Genomic DNA, 16596 nt, shown 5'->3' on the forward strand with positions numbered 1-16596 from the left:
CTACGCGTCGCCCGTGGGAATGATCCCACGTCGCTCCACCATCAAGATCACGGTGCGCTCCGGGGCGCGCGTCCGGTGCACCACGCCCCTGGGCACCACGAATCCCTGCTGCGGCGACAGCTCCACCGTGCGGCTCTCCAGGTCGATCAGCAGCCGGCCCTCCACCACGAAGAAGAACTCGTCCTCCTCGTCATGCTTGTGCCAGTGGTATTCCCCTCGGATCACGCCGAGTCGCACGACCGAATCGTTCACCTGGCAGAGGGTCTGGTTGTACCAGGGATGGGTGCAGGCGGCGGCGAGCGCGGAAACGTCGATCAGCTCCAAGGGCTCATAGCGCACGTCCATGTGCGTGTCGTAAGGGTAGTTCTTGGGGTCGTCGGCCATGCTCCACTCCTCGGGAAAAGGACAAGAACGGCTGAGGATACTCCTCGGCTGAGCCGCCCCCTTGACAACTGCACAAACGTTCACTATCTTCCTTTTCAGCCATGAAGAAGAAGCCCAACCCCAGCGGGGCCCGGGGAAAGCGGCCCCCCACGCGCACGCCCTCTCCCGAGGCGATCCTCTCCTACATCGAGGAGTCGCTTCGCGATACGGGCCGCCCGCCCACGATTCGGGAAATCGGAGCCGTCTTCGGGATCGCCTCCACCAATGGAGTCCGCTACCACCTCGATAAGCTGGAGCGGGAAGGCAGGATCCGGCGGGATCGATTCACCAGTCGAGGCATCGAAGTACAGTTGGCCGGCGGGCGCGGCGCGACGCATATGGACACCTTGCCCTCCATGTCGCCCGCGTTTCGCCGAGCCAACGTTCCTCGAGGGACTGTGGCTGGCGTCCCCGGTGGCCTTGAACGGGATCTCCTTGAAGTCCCCCTCCTGGGCCACGTCGCCGCCGGCGCGCCCCTCCTCGCCGAAGAGCACATCGAGGACACCCTGACCCTCGACCCGGCGATGGTGCGGCCCGGCGGCAAGCACTTCGCCCTGCGGGTGCGCGGCGACAGCATGAAGAACGCCGGGATCCTGGACGGCGACGTGGTCATCGTCCGGCACGACACTCCCGTGAAGAGCGGCGAGATCGCCGTCGTGCTGATCGGCGACGAAGCCACCGTGAAGCGCTTCTTTCCGCGGCGCGACAAGCTCCTGCTATTTCCTGAAAACGAAGACTACGAACCGATCGAAGTGCGTCCGGCCGATCCCGACGTGCGGGTGGCGGGCAAGGTGGTGGGTGTATTTCGGAGGCTCGGCTGATGCTCCATGCGCGATCGTTTCCATCCGAGAGAGACGGCTACTTCATGATCGAGTCCATCCACGACCCCATCGAGGTCATCACCATGTTCTCCGGCGGAACGATGAAGCCGATCCGCTTCCGCTGGAAGAACAAGACCGTGCGCATCGCCAAGGTGACGGGGGACTGGGTCCGGCACGAGGGGGAGAACAAGGTCCACTACTTCGCGCTTCTCGCCGACAACGCGGACTACTACGAGATCCGCTACGACGCGCGCGAGATGACCTGGCAGCTCACGCGGGTGTGGATGGAGGGGTAGCCCCGCTCCACGTCCACGAGCCGAGCAGGCGCTCACGCCGGCGCCCGGGCCAGCGGCGGAACTCCTCGGACGGAACGAACCCGAGCAGGCTGTCGCAGTCCTGGCGCCGGATGAAGCGGACCCACCCCGACAGCGGTTCCCGAACGAGAACGACACGGCCGGCGAAGATCTCCTCCAGCGCTCCGATGACGGCGCCGAGGATGGCTCCATCGGACGCCGCGCCCCAGACCAGGATCTTCTCGGCGGGACCGGGAGGGACGCCGTCGTCGTAGGCGATCGTCGCCCCCTCCTCGTAGAGGTCGGCGCGAAGCTCATGTCCGGGGCGGCCCGGCACCGGCAGACGGACCGACATGTGGACCGTCATGGAATCCACGCTCGGGTCCAGCTCCGGATGAAGGGCCCGTAGACGCGCGGCCAGGAGCGTCGCGACCCGGCGGGTCTGCTCGGTCAGGGTGAGCGCGTGCTTCAAGGGATCGCGCCCTCGTCGACATGCCCCGGGGCATGTCGCAGCTCGGACAGGCTGCGCACGATGCGATCGGGGCGTACGTCGCTGCCCGATGGGATCCCCGCGCCTCCTCGGTCGATCCAGATGGCGTAGATCCCGAGGCGCTGCGGGGCGGCGACGTCCCATTCGAGATTGTCCCCGGCCATCCAGGTCTCGTGCGGCGCGGCCTGCAGCTCGTCCAGCGCGATCCGGTACACGCGCGGATCGGGCTTGCCGTAACCCAGCTCCCCCTCGATCAGAACCAAATCGAAGAGCTCGGCCAGCTGAAAGCGCACCACCTTGCTCCTCTGGGCAGCCGCGGCGCCGTTCGTGAGGAGGGCCAGCCTGCGGCCGCTCTGCTTGAACCAGCGCACGGTCTCGATCGCATCCTCCAGCGGCTGGAGGCCCAGGTGCCGCTGGGCGCGATAGTGCTCCGCGATCTTCTCGGCCAGCTCCGGCGACTCGAGCCCGATCTCCACGAGCGAAGCGCGTACGACCTCCCGCCGCGCGGCATCCAGGTCCAGGCGCCCCTCCCGATGGCGCTCGGGATCGGACCAGAACCACGCGCGCGTTTTCTCGATGACGGCGTGGAGCGCGGAGGGATCGACCGCGCCCAGCTCGTCGCGGTGGGCGCGGCAGGCCTCCAACCAGCAGTGGGAGACGTTGCCGCTGTCGTCGAGGATCGTGTCGTCGAGATCGAGGAGGACGGCCTTGGGAAGGGCTCCGGTCACGGGCGCCGTCTCAAGCCCTGCTCCCGCGCACGGCCCACGCGCGCGCGATCAGGTGGATCGAGCCGTCCGCCTCGACCGGCAGCCGCGAGCGGATTCGGTCCCGCAGCGCGCCCCGGCGCGCCTCTTCCAGCGACATGGCGTAGCCCGGCGCGGGGCCCTGGCCGCCGAGGAAGGGGGACCAGTAGTCGTCGAAATCGCGAAACACGGTCGGGACGTCGATCGCACGCGTCCGGACGTCGCTCAGGTGCCCTCCGGAAAATACATCGGCGAGCGCCTCGGGGTGGCAGAGCGGGAATCGGGTCCCTTCGTCCAGCTCGCGGGCCGCGGGATCGAGGGCGATGGCGGCGTCCCAGAAATGCCGGAGCAGCTCCATGCGCCCCGAGTAGTCCCAGACATAGGCCGCGGCGACGCCTCCGGGGCGGAGCGCGCGAGACATCTCGCCCACGGCGAGTGCCGGCTCCGGAACGAAGTTGAGGAGCAGGGCGGAAACCGCTGCGTCCACCGAGGCGTCCTCGACCGGAAGCGATCGGGCGTCGCCCACCTCGAACGTCGCGACCGTGCGCTCCCCGATGCGCGCACGGGCGTAGTCGACGTACGCGGGGGAGGCGTCGATGCTCCGCACCGACCGGGGGCTGGAGCGATCGAGAAGGGTCTGGGTCAAGGCACCGGTGCCGCACCCGACGTCGAGCCAGGCCCTGCCCGGCGGCACGTCGAGCCACGCGAGGAATTCGGGGGCCACGCGACGGCTCCATCGGCCGACGAAGGGCTCGTAGAGGTCGCCCGCGGCCCAGACGTCTTCGGGGGTCATCACGACAGTTTACTTGCCCCTTGCGGGCGCCATCTTGACAACTGCACAAATGTGCAATATCGTAGTCGTGTGACCTGCTTGAGGCGCCTCGCCAGTCCTCGATCGTGGAACGCAGAGCCCTGGGAGTGACCTTCCGTGCGGATCGTGGCGCACATCGACATGGATGCCTTTTTCGCCTCGGTCGAGGAGAAGCTGAACCCGCGGCTCGCGGGAAAGCCGCTGGTCGTGGGAGGGTCCAGGGACAGCCGCGGGGTCGTCTCGGCGGCCAACTACGCGGCGCGTCCGTACGGGATCCACGCCGGCATGCCGATTGCCGAGGCGGTGCGCCTCTGTCCTGAAGCGGCCTTCATCGAAGGCGACCCCAGGAAGTACGTTCACATCTCTCTCCAGATCCTCGACACGCTGAAAGACTTCACCCCCATCGTCGAGCCGTTCAGCATCGACGAGGCGTTCCTCGACCTGACCGCGGTGGAGCGTCTTCGTCCTCGAACGGAAGACGGCGACCACGAGACCTGCCTGAACGCGGCGATCCCGCTCGCCCAGGCGATCCAGCGCGCGGTGCATCGGCGCGTGGGGCTGACGGCCTCGATCGGGATCGCCCCCAACAAGTACGTCGCCAAGATGGGGAGCGGCCTCCGGAAGCCGAACGGGCTCACGGTGCTCTCGATCCGCCGCTTTCGCGAGATCTTCGAATCGAAGCCGGTCAACGAGCTGTGGGGGATCGGAGAGAAGACGGCGGCTTCGCTCGCCACACTCGGCATCCGCACGGCGGGGCAGCTCGCCCGCTTTCCCCGGGAGTTCCTGACCTATCATTTCGGGCTGAGCGGCGATCACATGCAGGATGCCGCGCGGGGCGACGACGAATCCGAGGTGGTGCCCTACTTCGAAGGGGTGCCGGTCAAGTCGATGGGGCACGAGTACACGCTGCCGGAGGACGTGTCGGATCGCGAGCGCATCCGCGCGCACCTCCTCCGCCTGAGCGATCAGGTGGGCCGACGCCTTCGCGTCGACGGATACCTGGGCCGTGTGATCGCGGTGAAGTTCCGCAATGCGCGCTTCAAGACCACCATCCGCCAGCGCGCGCTGGCCGAGGTGACCGACGACGAGAACGTCATCTATGGCACCGCGTGCATCCTCCTCGACGAGAACTGGGACGGAAAGCCGCTGCGCCTGGTCGGCGTCTCGGTGTCGGACCTCGTCTCGGCGCAGGGATTCCATCAGCACGATCTCTTCTCCACCGACGAGCGCCGGCGAAGAATGACCGAGGCTGCGGATTCGCTGCGGAACAAGTTCGGGGACGCGGTCCTGGTGCGGGCGGGAGCGCTGGATCATGGCGACACGCAGCGCCTCTCTCGTGAGGGAGCCAGTCGGAGTCTCGTCCGGGTCCTCGCCGACGAGCGACGATGAGCGACCGACCCAAGATCGTGCTCGGCACCTCGGGATGGTCCTTCAAGGACTGGGTGGGGCCCTTCTATCCGCCCGGCACGAATCGGGCGCACATGCTGGACTACTACGCGGGCGAGTTCCAGGCGGTCGAGGTGAACTCCACCTATTACCGGATTCCGCACTGGCGCACGTTCGAGGCGATCGCGAAGAAGACGCCTCCCGGGTTCGAGATCGTCGTGAAGACGCACCACGACATGACGCACCTGCGCTCCCGCGAGCCCGATCTCTACCGGGACTTCGAGCGCTCCATCCAGCCGCTGCTCGAGGCGGGGAAGCTCACGGGGATCCTCGCGCAATTCCCCTACGCGTTCCGGCGCACGCGTGAAAACGAGGAGTTTCTTCACGCCCTGCCCGACCTCCTCGGCCGATGGGTACCGCTCTTCGTGGAGTTCCGCCACCGGTCCTGGGTGGACGACGCCGTCTTTCAGGATCTCCAGAAGGAGGGCCTTGGCTACGTCAGCGTGGACGAGCCGGACCTTCCGGGCCTGGTCCCGCCGATCGCGCGCCGCACGGGGCCGATCGGGTACGTCCGCTTTCATGGCCGGAACAAGGAGAAGTGGTGGGGGGCCGAGTCGCGCGATCGAGGGGCGCCCGACGGGCCGGGAGTGAAGCGGGATGCCGCGAAGAGCGCAACGCCCGATGACAGGGGCAAGGCCCGCACGCGAGTCCGCGCCGGTGCGGACTTGGGCCCGCTCTTCAGCGGCACTCCCGACCATCCCGCCGAGGCGCCACCCTTGCCGGCTCCGCCCGCCTCCGAGCCGCGCACGTCCAGCACGCGCTACGACTGGTCCTACACCGAAGAGGAGCTGCGCGAGTGGATGGACAAGATCCGTGAGATGACGCAGCAGGCCAAGAAGACGTTCGTCTTCTTCAACAACTGCCACGTGGGGCAGGCGGCGACCAGCGCCAAGCTGATGCGGAAGCTGCTCGAGGGGGAGGGGATGCTGTGAGCCGGGGCGCGAGCGGAGCGGGGACATGACGGGCGGGGGTGTCGCGGGGGGAAGCGATTTCGTCCACGGGCCGGGACTCTTCGACGCCGAGCGCGGCGAGCGCGGGCCGCGTTCCGGCGCTCCCGAGACCCTGGACGAGTACGAGGCGCTCCTGCAGGCGCTCACCTCGCGGGACCGTCGATTTGTCCACGGTCCCTACGGGCTCCGCCGCCGTCCGAACGAGCTGGTGCACCTGGAGCGCCTCCCGGCCCGGCCCGCCGTGTACGGCGACCTCGCCGAGCCTCTGCCGCAAGCGCTCCAGGGCGTGCTACGCGAGGCGGGCATCGAACGCCTCTACACCCACCAGGCCCAGGCGGTGGATCTCGCGCGCTCCGGCGCGAACGTCGCCGTCGCAACGGGCACCGCGTCGGGGAAGTCGCTCGCCTATCACCTGCCGATCCTCGAGCGGCTCCTCCTCCAGCCGGGCGCCACCGCGCTCTACCTGTTTCCGACCAAGGCCCTCGCCCAGGACCAGCTGCGCGGCCTCCTGCGCTTCGCCGCGGCGTCTCCAGCGCTCGGGCGCGCGCTCGCGACCGGCACCTACGACGGAGACACTCCCGGCGAGTCGCGCCGCAAGCTCCGCGAGCGCGCCAACGCGATCCTCACGAACCCCGACATGCTCCACCAGGGGATCCTCCCGTACCACTCCCGATGGAGCCGGATCTTCTCCAACCTGCGCTACGTCGTGGTGGACGAGATGCATACCTATCGCGGCGTGTTCGGGTCCCACGTCGCCAACGTGCTCCGACGGCTGAAGCGGATCGCGCGCCACTACGGCGCCGATCCCCGCTTTCTTCTGAGCTCCGCCACCATTCGAAATCCGCGCGAGCTGGCGGAGTCGCTGGTCGGGGAGCCGGTCCGTGTCGTGGACGAGGATGGCGCGCCCCGCGGACCCAAGCTCTTCGCGTTCTGGAATCCCAGACATGCCGGTCCCGAGCAGGCGGGCGCGCGAACCTCCACGTCGATCGAAGCCGAGCGCATCCTGGTCTCGCTCATCCGGCGGCAGGTCGCCTCGATCGCGTTCACGCGGTCGCGCGTCTCCGCCGAGCTGATCTACCGCTACGCGCGCGAGCAGCTGGAGGAGCGGGGGCGCCGCCGCGCCGAGAAGGCCGAGGGCGGGGCGGTCCCGCTCGCCGACCGGCTGAGTCCCTACCGCGGCGGCTACCTTCCCGAGGAACGGCGCGCCATCGAGCGCCGCCTCTTCGACGGGGACCTCCTCGGCGTCATCTCGACGAACGCGCTCGAGCTGGGGATCGATGTCGGGTCGCTGGACGCGGCCGTGCTCGTCGGCTTCCCCAACACCATCGCGAGCACCTGGCAGCAGGCGGGGCGCGCGGGCCGCTCGCAGGCGCCGTCGCTCGCGATCGTCGTCGCCTACGACGATCCGATCGATCAGTACCTGATGCGCCACCCCGAGTACTTCTTCGCGCAATCGCCGGAGAGCGCCGTCGTGGATCCTTCCAACCCCTACGTGCTCGCGTCGCACCTCGCCTGCGCCGCGCACGAGCTGCCGCTCTCGCGCGCCGACGAGGTCTGGTTCGGGCCGAGGGCCGAGGCGCTCGGGCGCCTGCTGGAAGAGGAAGGCACCGTCAAGTCGCTCGACGGCCTCCGTTACTGGTCTTCGTCCGAATATCCGGCGGGGCGGGTCAACCTGCGCACCATCTCCGACGACACCTACACCATCCTCGAGCGGAAGCCCGGCGCTCCGGAAGCGGAGGCGAGGACCCTGGCCACGGTGGACGCGATCAGCGCGCCGGAGCTGATCTACCCCGAGGCGATCTATCTGCACGAGGGAGACACCTGGTTCGTGCGCGAGCTGGACCTGCAGCAGAAGGTCGCCTACGTCGAGCGGCAGGAGGTGGACTACTACACGCAGCCGGTGCTGGACACGCGGCTGCGGCTGACCGAGACCCGCGAAACGAAGCGCTGCGGCGAGTGCGAGGTGGGCCTGGGGACAGCGAACGTCTCCTGGGCCACCGTCGCCTTCAAGAAGATCCGCTTTCGGAGTCTCGATGCCATCGGCTATCACCCGCTCGATCTCCCCCGCCTGAACCTGGACACGGTGGCGCTCTGGATCCGCCCCGACGAGTCGGCGCGCGCGGCGGTGCGCGTGAAGGGGATGAATCCCGCCGAGGGGATGTCGGGACTCCGCAATCTGCTCGTCACGCTGCTTCCGCTTCACGCCATGTGCGACCGGCCGGACCTGGGAGGCGTCCTCGACAGCGCGAACCTCGGCGAGCAGGCGATCTTCCTCTACGACCGCTACCCGGGCGGGCTGGGCTACGCGGAGCGCGGCTACGCCATCGTGGACGACCTCCTGCGCGCGACGCTCCGCATGATCGAGGACTGCCCCTGCGAGATCGGGTGTCCCTCGTGCGTCGGCCTCCCGGTCCTCCGCCCCGCGCAGCAGCAGGACTACGACCTGCACGGCGGCTGGCCCATCCCGAACAAGGCCGCCACGGAGGCGCTGCTCCGGCGCCTTCTCGGGGCCTGACGCGCGCCGCGCCGCGCGCCGGAGACAGGCCCGATGCTCTCCAAGACACTCCGGGACAGGATCGGGGGGCTGCTCCGGCAAGGCGCTCTGGACATTCCGGTCCCGCACGGGAACGGAGATTCGAATGGCCATGCGGCCGCGCCCCCGCTGTTCACCCCCGAGCCGCGTCGCCACTTCGTCGCGACGGGGATCGAGGAGATCCTTCCCGGCGGCGTGATCGAGACCGCGCAGGGGACCGTCTTCGCGCATGAGCGGCTCTACACCGATCTGGGAGAGCGTCCCGTACCCCTCCTCCGCCGGCTGGCCGAGCTCTGCGCCTACCCCGGGTGCGCGCCGGAGCGCCATGGAACGGGTCCACACTGGGTCGAGATCCCCGGCGTCGACTGCCCCTATCCCGCGCTCCCGGAACGCGCGCGCGCGCGCCGGCGCCGGCCGCGGGATCTGGCGGAGGCGACGGGCCTTCACGACCCTCCGGAGCAGGGGATGTTTCGCCGGTTCGGATACCGGCGCGTGCTCTACTTGGACATCGAAACGTGCGGGCTCTCGGCGGCGCCGGTGTTCCTGGTCGGGCTCTGCATGGTGGGGGAGCGGAATCTCATCCTGCGCCAGCTCTTCGCGCGGGACTACGCCGAGGAGCGGGCGCTCCTGGTGGAGCTCAAGCGCCTGGCCGGGGAGCACGACTTCCTCGTGACCTTCAACGGCAAGGCGTTCGACGTGCCCTTTCTTCGCGACCGCGCCGTGCATCACCGCCTCGATCCGCCGATCGCGATGCCCCACCTGGACCTGCTCTGGATGGCGCGCCGGCGCTGGAAGGATCTCCTTCCGGACTGCAAGCTGAAGACGATCGAATGGCGGGTGCTCCGGCGGAGGCGCGCGGGCGACGTGGGAGGATCGGAGATCCCCGGGCTCTACCACGACTACGTGAAGCGGGGCGAGGCCCACCGGCTGCTTCCGGTGTTCCATCACAACCTGCTCGACGTGGTCGCGATGGTGGAGCTGACGCCGGTCATCTTCGACCCGGATGTCGGGATCTACTAGAGAGCGGCGACGCGAGCGAGTGATCGAGGAGCGGGAGAGGAGCGGGACGGGGTCCCTAGGAGGAGCTTCGCGCGCCCCACATCTCGCGCGTGAGCTCGAAGCGGAGCGAGCCGGGATCGGACGGGGCCTCGTTCGCCCGCACGAAGCCGTTCTTCTCGAGGACCCGCTGGGAAGGGCGCCCCTCCGGCAGCGTCTCGGCGACGACGCGGCGTACGCGCGGGTCGCTAAAGGCCCACGCCAGCGTGGCCCCCACCGCCTCCGTGGCCAGCCCTCTCCCGTAGTACTCCTCCACGATGGAGTACCCGATCTCGATCGTCCCGCGGGGGTCGGGCGGTCCCTTGAAGCCGCCCCCTCCGATCAGGAGCGGCCGCCGCTCCGGCGCGCCCGCCTGGGGCCGCACCAGCCAGGACCAGCCCAGGAACCCGACCGCCTCGGGGTGCTCCTCCAGCCGGCGGCAGAGGAAGTCGCGCCCCTCCTGGTCGTTCTCCCCGGGGGGCCAGGCCCCGTGGATCTCGGCCCCCAGCAGACGGGCCAGCTCGGCGCGGTCGGCCGCCTCCGCCCGGGCGATGGCCGGGGTGGAGGCGATCAGGAAGAGGCGCTCGGTTTGGAGTTGGATCGACTCGGTCACGACATTATCCTTTCATGCGTACCGAATCTCGGCAACCCAGGAACCACGGCAGGTCCTCGTTCCATCGAAGTACGATCGCGTCACCCCACAACCCGGAAGGAGTCTTCCCCCATGAAACGCCATCTGCTTGCATTGGGAGTCCTCGCTCTCGCCATGTCGGCGGCCCCCGCGCTGGCCGACGACGCCGCCACCCCGGCCCAGCCGGACAACGCAGCCCAGATGGCCCAGCCGGCCGCGGCCCAGCACGTGGTCTACGCCGCCAAGGACCTCAAGTGGATGGATGGCCCCCCGGGTCTCCCCGCGGGCGCCAAGTTCACGGTTCTCGCCGGAAACCCGATGGCGCCGGGGATCTACACGATTCGCGCGATGTTCCCCGCCGGCTACAAGATCCCGGCGCACTTCCACGCCGCCGATGAGAACGTCACCGTGATCGCCGGCGAGTTTGGGATCGGCATGGGCGACGCCCTGGACATGGCGAAGGGCGATGTCATGAGCTCGGGCGGCTTCACGTCGCTTCCGGCCGGCATGCACCACTTCGCCTGGACCAAGAAGGGCGCCACGGTCCAGATCCACGGCATGGGGCCGTTCTCGATCACCTACCTGAATCCTTCCGAGGATCCGCGGAACGCCAAGGAAGCCGCCAAGTAACCGTATCCGTCCGTTGACGCCGAAGCGGCGGGGCCGACGTCGTCGAAGGTTCGACTCGACGTCGGGACCCCGCCGTCTTCGTTTCTCCCGCTAAACCCTGCCGCTACCTTGTACCGCCACTGGCCCGTCGATTGCTTTCCGTCCCGCTCGCTCCGTCGCCACGACGCGCCCCTGCTTGCGCGTACGGCACGGCGCGACCCGCCGGAACGGCGGCATCGCGGCTTGGATTGGGGAAGCGGCTCGCGTCGCAAGGGATCGCGCGCCGCAACCGGGAGGCTCTGCCGAGGGACGGAGGCTCGCGGGATGGGTTTGCCCTGCCGCCTTGCGCCGAGGGAGTCCGCGCGGGGGCAGCGCGCGGCGAGGGTCCGGTCCCACCTTCCACCAGCCATCACGCCTGGGCCCCGCCGCGATCAAATCCGGGATCAGCGGCTCACGCCCGCTTCCGCGGCCTTTGGCCGCGGTGGATCAGTACACGCGCACCGGCAGGATCACCATCGCCAGTCCGTGGAACGCGAGACGCCGCTGGAGGGCGACGCAGGTCTGGTTGTGGAGCCAGCGAACGATGCTCCCCTCCTTCTGGAACACGAGCTGGCCGGCGAAGGTGACGCTGCGCGGGAACTGCTCCTGGACCTGGATGCAGAGCTGCTCCAGCTCGTCCACGATGTCGGTGCCGAGCGCCAGGCGCTGCTCGGCGGGGATGCCCAGCTTCCGCGCGAACTCGACGTACTTCCGGAGCTCCGCCTCCGTGCTGGCGCGAAGCGCCTCGATCTCCTCGGCGCCCTTGAACTGGCCGGAATCGATGGCGCCGACCGAGATGAAGATCACCTGCTTGAACTGCCCTGGGAAGACCCGGAACAGGTTCAGGAGCGTGTGAATCCCCAGCCCGCCGAACGAGGTCACGGTGAGCACCGCGGTGTTCGCGTTCTTCTTCAGCGGCGCCTGCGTGGGCTCGCTCGCGGGCAGCGGCACGGTCGTGAGCGCCTGGTCCAGCCGGTGCAGGCTCTGGTTCGTACGGACGTAGTGGCGGCGGATCAGGACGCACCCCATGGCCAGAATCGCCGTGGTGAGCAGCGTGGCCCAGCCGCCCTCGGTGAACTTGAAGTAAACGGTGCCGCACAGGAGGAGCCCGGTCACCGCGAAGCCCAGCGAGCTGATGAAGAGGGCGCGCTTCCACGACTGCCCCTCGCGCCGGAGATTCAGGGCGTCCCGGCACATGCCGAGCTGCGCGAGCGAGAAGGTCAGGAAGACGTTGATCGAGTAGAGCACGACCAGCAGGTGGACCGCCCCCTGGGTCGCGGCCAGCACGATCGCGGCGGAGATGGCCATGAAGAGCACGCCGTTCGAGGTGACCAGCCGCTCGGAGAGGCTGGAGAACCGCGAGGGTACCCACCGGTCGAACGCCATGTAGACCAGGACGCGCGGCCCGCCCAGGAAGCCGGTCTGCGCCGCGACGAAGAGGAGCGCGCCCGAGGAGATCAGCGTGATCGCGACCAGCGCATGGCCCAGGCTGCTCCCCGGCGGGAAGACCTGGCCCGAGATCGCGGCGAAGAGAACCGCATTGAGGGTTCGGCCCGGCACCGGCCGCACCTGGTAGAGCAGGTAGCCGAACAGGATCCCGCCCGCGATGAGCGCGAGCGAGACCGCCATGTAGCGCATCGTGATCTTCGCGGTCTCGACCTTGGGATCGCGCAGCATCGGCACGCCGTTCGAGACCGCCTCGATCCCCGTGTACGTGCCGCCGCCCAGGGTGAAGGCGCGGAAGAGGATCATGAGAAGACCCACCCAGCCGATCTGCTGGACCGCCACCGAGGACTGCTCGTGGAGGTGGTTCCACTCGATCGGCACCTGGTGCGCGCTCGAGACGATCCCCGTCACCAGACCCGCGGCGTGGGTCACGATGAAGAGGAGGAAGATCGGCGAGATCAGCGACACCGACTCCCGGACGCCGCGCAGGTTCAGGAGCGTGAGCGCGCCGAGGAGCAGGAACGTGAAGGGAAGCTTCACGAACTGGTACTGGGTGGGGAGCACGCTGAAGAGCTGGTCGCTGCAGCTGGCCAGCGAGATCGCCACGGTGAGCACGTAATCCACGAGGAGCGCGCTTCCGGAGGCGAGCCCGGCCCCCGGTCCGAGCAGCTTGGTCGCGACCACGTAGCCGCCGCCGCCGGCGGGGAAGCGCTCGATGATCCGCTGGTAGCTGGCCGCGATCACGAAGACGGTGAACGCGGTGAGCAGCGCCAGGGGGATCGCCAGGAAGACATTCCCCTCCAGCGCGAGCCACGCCGCCTCGGGGCCATACGCCGACGACGAGAGGCCGTCCGCGCCCAGTCCGACCCAGGCGAGGAAGGCGGCAAGGGAGATCTTGTGGAACAGCGCCGGGTCGGTGAACGCGCGCGCGGGTCCGATGATGGCCGCGAAGAAGCGCTTGGCGAAACGGATGGGCGCCGGCTCGACGATCGTGCCGACCGGAGGCTCAGGCGGCAGCGCGGGGATCTGGTGTCCCGGGTCCGGTTCTTCCTGGTGGGGTTGCTCGGGCATATATAAGCGGCGAATCCTACACCCGCCGGGCTCATAAAAACACGCCCCGGCGCTACCCGCGTCGGGGCGTCAGGTTACAGGGGGCGTTCGGCTCAGACCGGAGTCACGTTGGCGGCCTGCTTTCCCTTGGGCCCCTCCACGATCTCGAACTCCACCACCTGCCCCTCGGACAGGGTCTTGAAGCCCTCACCCTGGATCGCCGAGTAGTGGACGAAGACGTCCTCGCCGCCGGCCTGCTGGATGAATCCGAATCCCTTGGCCTCGTTGAACCACTTCACCGTTCCCCGCTTGCGCATCGAGCGTTCACCTCCCTCCGAGGGACGCGGAAGCGCCCCTTGCGCCGCGCCGAATACGCCAGGAGCCGTCGCGGGGCACAGCCGTATCCCCCCGCGACGGCTCCGGACCGTCGGCCAGCCTAGTCGTCTTCGGTGCGTCCTTCGGATTTCGCTTCAGCGTTCGTGCACCGGGTCGTGCTTTGAATCGTGCCGCGTGCCAGCGCTGAAGCCGGATGACGAGTGCGAGGCAACACTGATGCAGGATTTCAAAGCGTTGTCCTGCCGGGCCGCGCCAAGGGCCCGGACGCGACGGACCGTAGACCCGCCCTCCGGGGCTGTCAAACCGAAAGTTTCGACTTCGAGCGGACCCACCGGCGCGCGCGTATCGCGATGCGTCTTCAACGCGTCTGGAGGGAGCGCAGACCGCGGGCGGCGCCCTCCCACGCGATGCGCCCGTCGGTGCGGAACTGGTAGCGCGGATGGCGGCGCAGGAAGGAAACCGCGGCCTCGTTCTGGAAGACCCCCGTGGGTTCTGCGGGACCCGCCTTCCGGAAGAGGGTATAGCCGGCGCCCCCTTCGTAGAGGAAGTCGATCGTGGCGACCCGGTAGATGCGGTCGTCGTCGAGCGGATGGCCGTTCACGCGGATGTCCGACGCGTAGTCGCCGCTGATCGAGAACCGCACGCCGCTCACCTGGGCGAAGTCGCTCTTGCCCAGGCGCCGCGCCGCGAAATCCAGGAGCCGCCGGAGGTCGTCGCCGCGCATCGGCACGACGACGATCGTGTTGTCGAAGGGGAACGTGGAGTAGACGTCCGCCACGGTGACCGGCCCCCGCGGAATCGGAGCGCGGATCCCGCCCGTGTTCATGATGCCGACCTCGGCGCCCGCCGTCTCGCGAAGGACCTCGGCCGCGAAGTTCCCGATCGCGGTCTCCACGTCGTCGCGCTGCGGGGTCGGCACCCGCACGCTCGATTCGTACACCGTGGCCCCCATCGCCACGGTCACCGAGTCGGCCACCGGCCGGAGGAGCGCCGCGATTGTGGAATCCTCGCCATCCTGGGGCCGCACCCGCAGGAGCTCGTAGGAGAACCCGGCGGGCCGCCCCTGGGCGAGGTAGAGGACGCTTCGTCCGACACGATCGCCCCAGGCCCCGGTCTGCACGATCGGCACGCCCGCGAGTCCGGGAGCCGTTCCGTTCCCGGCGAAGAGCGGCTCGTCGAGGCGCGTGTGGCTGTGCCCCCCCACGATGAGGTCGATGCCGGGGACGCGCCGCGCGAGCTCCTGGTCGGCGTCCACGCCGAGGTGCGTCAGGGCGATCACGTAGTCCGCCTGCCCGCGAAGGAGGGGCACGAACCATCGCGCGGCCTCGATCGGATCGGAGACGGCGACGCCCCGGTTGGCGCTGATGCGCACGATGTTGACGAGGCTCCCCGTGGTGAGGCCGAGGATCGCGATCCGCTTCCCGCGCCACGAGCGGATGAGGTAGGGCTTGGCCAGGAACCGGAGCGACGCCGTGCTCGACACGGGCGCGCCCCCGATCCAGCGCGCGCCCCGGCGGACCTCGGGGGGCGGAGCGTCTCCCAGGCTCGACGCCCAGCTGCTGTCCGCCGCGGCGAACACGTTCGCGCTCAGGACCGGATACTCGGCGAGCGGGCGCAGGGCGAGCCACGCCGCGGGGCCGTCGTCGAGGTCGTGATTGCCGAGGGCGACCGCGTCGTAGCGCATTGCGGACATCGCGCGGGTGTCGGGGACGCCGCGGAACAGGTTATAGGCGGGCGTCCCCTGGACGATGTCGCCCGCGTCCAGCAGGAGCAGGTCCGGGTCGCGCATCCGCTCGCGCTCGATCAGCGCCGCGCGCGCGGCCGCTCCGCCGACCAGCGTCGCCTCGCTGCGATGGAAGGGGAGCAGATGGGAGTGCACGTCGTTCGAATGGAGCACGACGAGCGAGTCCGCGATGGGGCGCGGGGGGGATTCCGGCAAGGCCGCGCCCGGCGCTGCCGCGGCAATCAGGGCCGCGGCGGTCAGCGCAAACCCGAAAATTAAGCAGCGATACGGAGTTCCGGCTGCGGGCAAACGCCTCAAATGGCTTGACACAAGTCGCGCCTCTCCCTATAGTTACAGTTGGCAAGGCTCAGTCGGTCCGTGCTCGGCGGAGTATCGGCAGCTACGAGTGACAATGCAGTCATCTCCCCAACTCCCGTCATGCTTCCGTACGCCAAAAGCCCACGGTTCCCGCAGGAGGCCCCCACGGTACTCACCCGGTGGGGGCGTTTTTGTTTCATCCAGCAGTGAGTGCGTCTCGGAGGCTTCATGGCTGACGTGGACAAGGTAATCAAATGTCGCGACTGTGGTGAAGAGTTCGTCTTCACGGTTGGGGAGCAGAACTTCTACAAGGATCGTGGCTTTCAGCACGAACCCACGCGGTGCCGCCGCTGCCGGGACGAGAAGAAGCGCGCCTCCGGCGGTCCGGTATCGGCTGCCCCGGTGTCGAACGCGGCCCCTCGGGAGTTCCACGAGGCCGTCTGCTCGTCCTGCGGCCAGATGACGCAGGTTCCATTCCGTCCCACCCCGGGAAAGCCGGTATACTGCAGGGACTGCTTTCAGAACGTCCGGTCCACGCGAGGCATGAACGTCTAGGCGAACGACCTTTCACCCACGTCATACCCTCATCCCGATCGTTTTCACGCCGAAAGGAGGGGCCCCGAACTTGAGACACCGCGGCTCAGTCAAGTGGTTCAGCGAGTCCAAGGGTTACGGGTTCATTCAGGAGGATTCGGGAGAAGAGTTCTTCGTCCATCATTCCGCGATCGTCGCCGACGGCTTCCGCACGCTGAACGAGGGAGAGGTCGTCGAGTTCGACCCGACGGAGGATCAGAACCGAGGCAAGCAGGCCACCAACGTGGTCCGCGTGCAGCACTAGAAGGCCGGCGGGGGAAGCCCCGCCGCACGACGACGATGGTCCAGGACCCCGGCGCGCTCCC

Annotated in this window: 17 protein-coding genes; 9 read left to right on the top strand and 8 right to left on the bottom strand. The window is 68.8% G+C overall.

Going from position 1 to position 16596, the window contains the following annotated elements; genetic code table 11:
- Complete coding sequence (locus tag VE326_10215; GenBank protein ID HYJ33581.1) at window positions 1–384, bottom strand: cupin domain-containing protein; 384 nt, start codon at window positions 382–384, stop codon at window positions 1–3.
- Between the two features lie 101 nt (window positions 385–485).
- Between VE326_10215 and lexA the strand changes: the two genes are divergently transcribed.
- Window positions 486–1244, top strand: coding sequence for a transcriptional repressor LexA (gene lexA, locus VE326_10220; protein HYJ33582.1), 759 nt, complete (start codon window positions 486–488; stop codon window positions 1242–1244).
- The gene (locus VE326_10225) at window positions 1244–1540 is read left to right on the top strand and encodes a DUF6504 family protein (GenBank protein HYJ33583.1); all 297 of its coding nucleotides are present in this window, start codon (window positions 1244–1246) and stop codon (window positions 1538–1540) included. Before lexA ends, VE326_10225 begins: the two co-directional genes overlap by 1 nt.
- Here the strand turns inward: VE326_10225 and VE326_10230 are convergent.
- Genes VE326_10230 through VE326_10240 form a run of 3 tightly spaced genes read right to left on the bottom strand, consistent with a single transcriptional unit; the run spans window position 1515 to window position 3563 of the window.
- Window positions 1515–2009, bottom strand: a complete 495-nt coding sequence (locus tag VE326_10230; GenBank protein ID HYJ33584.1) for a hypothetical protein — start codon at window positions 2007–2009, stop codon at window positions 1515–1517. The genes VE326_10225 and VE326_10230 overlap by 26 nt on opposite strands.
- Window positions 2006–2755: an HAD family hydrolase gene (locus tag VE326_10235; protein ID HYJ33585.1), complete on the bottom strand. Its 750-nt coding sequence runs from the start codon at window positions 2753–2755 to the stop codon at window positions 2006–2008. Before VE326_10235 ends, VE326_10230 begins: the two co-directional genes overlap by 4 nt.
- A 10-nt stretch (window positions 2756–2765) precedes the next feature.
- Complete coding sequence (locus VE326_10240) at window positions 2766–3563, bottom strand: class I SAM-dependent methyltransferase (GenBank protein ID HYJ33586.1); 798 nt, start codon at window positions 3561–3563, stop codon at window positions 2766–2768.
- A gap of 135 nt (window positions 3564–3698) precedes the next feature.
- Here VE326_10240 and dinB point away from each other — a divergent pair, with 135 nt between their 5' ends.
- Genes dinB through VE326_10260 form a run of 4 tightly spaced genes read left to right on the top strand, consistent with a single transcriptional unit; the run spans window position 3699 to window position 9530 of the window.
- A complete protein-coding gene (dinB, locus tag VE326_10245) occupies window positions 3699–4970 on the top strand; it encodes a DNA polymerase IV (GenBank protein ID HYJ33587.1) in 1272 nt (423 codons plus the stop codon).
- Window positions 4967–5959 (top strand): DUF72 domain-containing protein, encoded by a 993-nt coding sequence (locus VE326_10250; protein HYJ33588.1) that lies wholly within the window; start codon window positions 4967–4969, stop codon window positions 5957–5959. Before dinB ends, VE326_10250 begins: the two co-directional genes overlap by 4 nt.
- A 25-nt stretch (window positions 5960–5984) precedes the next feature.
- Window positions 5985–8492, top strand: a complete 2508-nt coding sequence (locus VE326_10255; GenBank protein ID HYJ33589.1) for a DEAD/DEAH box helicase — start codon at window positions 5985–5987, stop codon at window positions 8490–8492.
- Window positions 8493–8525: 33 nt separating this feature from the next.
- Window positions 8526–9530 (top strand): ribonuclease H-like domain-containing protein, encoded by a 1005-nt coding sequence (locus VE326_10260; protein HYJ33590.1) that lies wholly within the window; start codon window positions 8526–8528, stop codon window positions 9528–9530.
- 55 nt (window positions 9531–9585) lie between these two features.
- On the opposite strand, the gene VE326_10265 is transcribed toward VE326_10260, so the two are convergent.
- Window positions 9586–10158: a GNAT family N-acetyltransferase gene (locus VE326_10265; protein HYJ33591.1), complete on the bottom strand. Its 573-nt coding sequence runs from the start codon at window positions 10156–10158 to the stop codon at window positions 9586–9588.
- Between the two features lie 111 nt (window positions 10159–10269).
- Here VE326_10265 and VE326_10270 point away from each other — a divergent pair, with 111 nt between their 5' ends.
- Complete coding sequence (locus VE326_10270; protein ID HYJ33592.1) at window positions 10270–10806, top strand: cupin domain-containing protein; 537 nt, start codon at window positions 10270–10272, stop codon at window positions 10804–10806.
- 465 nt (window positions 10807–11271) lie between these two features.
- Here VE326_10270 and VE326_10275 read toward each other — a convergent pair whose 3' ends face one another.
- The 3 genes from VE326_10275 to VE326_10285 form a co-directional block, all read right to left on the bottom strand.
- Window positions 11272–13341 (bottom strand): APC family permease, encoded by a 2070-nt coding sequence (locus VE326_10275; protein ID HYJ33593.1) that lies wholly within the window; start codon window positions 13339–13341, stop codon window positions 11272–11274.
- A gap of 92 nt (window positions 13342–13433) precedes the next feature.
- Window positions 13434–13637: a cold-shock protein gene (locus tag VE326_10280; GenBank protein HYJ33594.1), complete on the bottom strand. Its 204-nt coding sequence runs from the start codon at window positions 13635–13637 to the stop codon at window positions 13434–13436.
- Window positions 13638–14014: 377 nt separating this feature from the next.
- The gene (locus VE326_10285) at window positions 14015–15595 is read right to left on the bottom strand and encodes a bifunctional UDP-sugar hydrolase/5'-nucleotidase (GenBank protein ID HYJ33595.1); all 1581 of its coding nucleotides are present in this window, start codon (window positions 15593–15595) and stop codon (window positions 14015–14017) included.
- 330 nt (window positions 15596–15925) lie between these two features.
- Between VE326_10285 and VE326_10290 the strand changes: the two genes are divergently transcribed.
- Together VE326_10290 and VE326_10295 are read left to right on the top strand one after the other, a co-directional pair.
- Window positions 15926–16252 carry a zinc-ribbon domain containing protein gene (locus tag VE326_10290; GenBank protein HYJ33596.1) on the top strand — a complete coding sequence of 109 codons (327 nt, stop codon included), beginning with the start codon at window positions 15926–15928 and terminating at the stop codon, window positions 16250–16252.
- 70 nt (window positions 16253–16322) lie between these two features.
- The gene (locus VE326_10295) at window positions 16323–16535 is read left to right on the top strand and encodes a cold shock domain-containing protein (protein ID HYJ33597.1); all 213 of its coding nucleotides are present in this window, start codon (window positions 16323–16325) and stop codon (window positions 16533–16535) included.
- Window positions 16536–16596: the final 61 nt, after the last annotated feature.

Source organism: Candidatus Binatia bacterium, from assembly GCA_035631035.1.
GTDB lineage: Bacteria > Eisenbacteria > RBG-16-71-46 > SZUA-252 > SZUA-252 > DASQJL01.

What these genes read in the sequence shown, in the direction of transcription:
- VE326_10275 (HYJ33593.1), bottom strand. Translation starts at nt 13,341, where the DNA reads ATGCCCGAGCAACCCCACCAGGAAGAACCGGACCCGGGACACCAGATC.
- VE326_10260 (HYJ33590.1), top strand. Translation starts at nt 8,526, where the DNA reads ATGCTCTCCAAGACACTCCGGGACAGGATCGGGGGGCTGCTCCGGCAA.
- lexA (HYJ33582.1), top strand. Translation starts at nt 486, where the DNA reads ATGAAGAAGAAGCCCAACCCCAGCGGGGCCCGGGGAAAGCGGCCCCCC.
- VE326_10240 (HYJ33586.1), bottom strand. Translation starts at nt 3,563, where the DNA reads ATGACCCCCGAAGACGTCTGGGCCGCGGGCGACCTCTACGAGCCCTTC.
- VE326_10290 (HYJ33596.1), top strand. Translation starts at nt 15,926, where the DNA reads ATGGCTGACGTGGACAAGGTAATCAAATGTCGCGACTGTGGTGAAGAG.
- VE326_10255 (HYJ33589.1), top strand. Translation starts at nt 5,985, where the DNA reads ATGACGGGCGGGGGTGTCGCGGGGGGAAGCGATTTCGTCCACGGGCCG.
- VE326_10225 (HYJ33583.1), top strand. Translation starts at nt 1,244, where the DNA reads ATGCTCCATGCGCGATCGTTTCCATCCGAGAGAGACGGCTACTTCATG.
- VE326_10270 (HYJ33592.1), top strand. Translation starts at nt 10,270, where the DNA reads ATGAAACGCCATCTGCTTGCATTGGGAGTCCTCGCTCTCGCCATGTCG.
- VE326_10280 (HYJ33594.1), bottom strand. Translation starts at nt 13,637, where the DNA reads ATGCGCAAGCGGGGAACGGTGAAGTGGTTCAACGAGGCCAAGGGATTC.
- VE326_10215 (HYJ33581.1), bottom strand. Translation starts at nt 384, where the DNA reads ATGGCCGACGACCCCAAGAACTACCCTTACGACACGCACATGGACGTG.
- VE326_10250 (HYJ33588.1), top strand. Translation starts at nt 4,967, where the DNA reads ATGAGCGACCGACCCAAGATCGTGCTCGGCACCTCGGGATGGTCCTTC.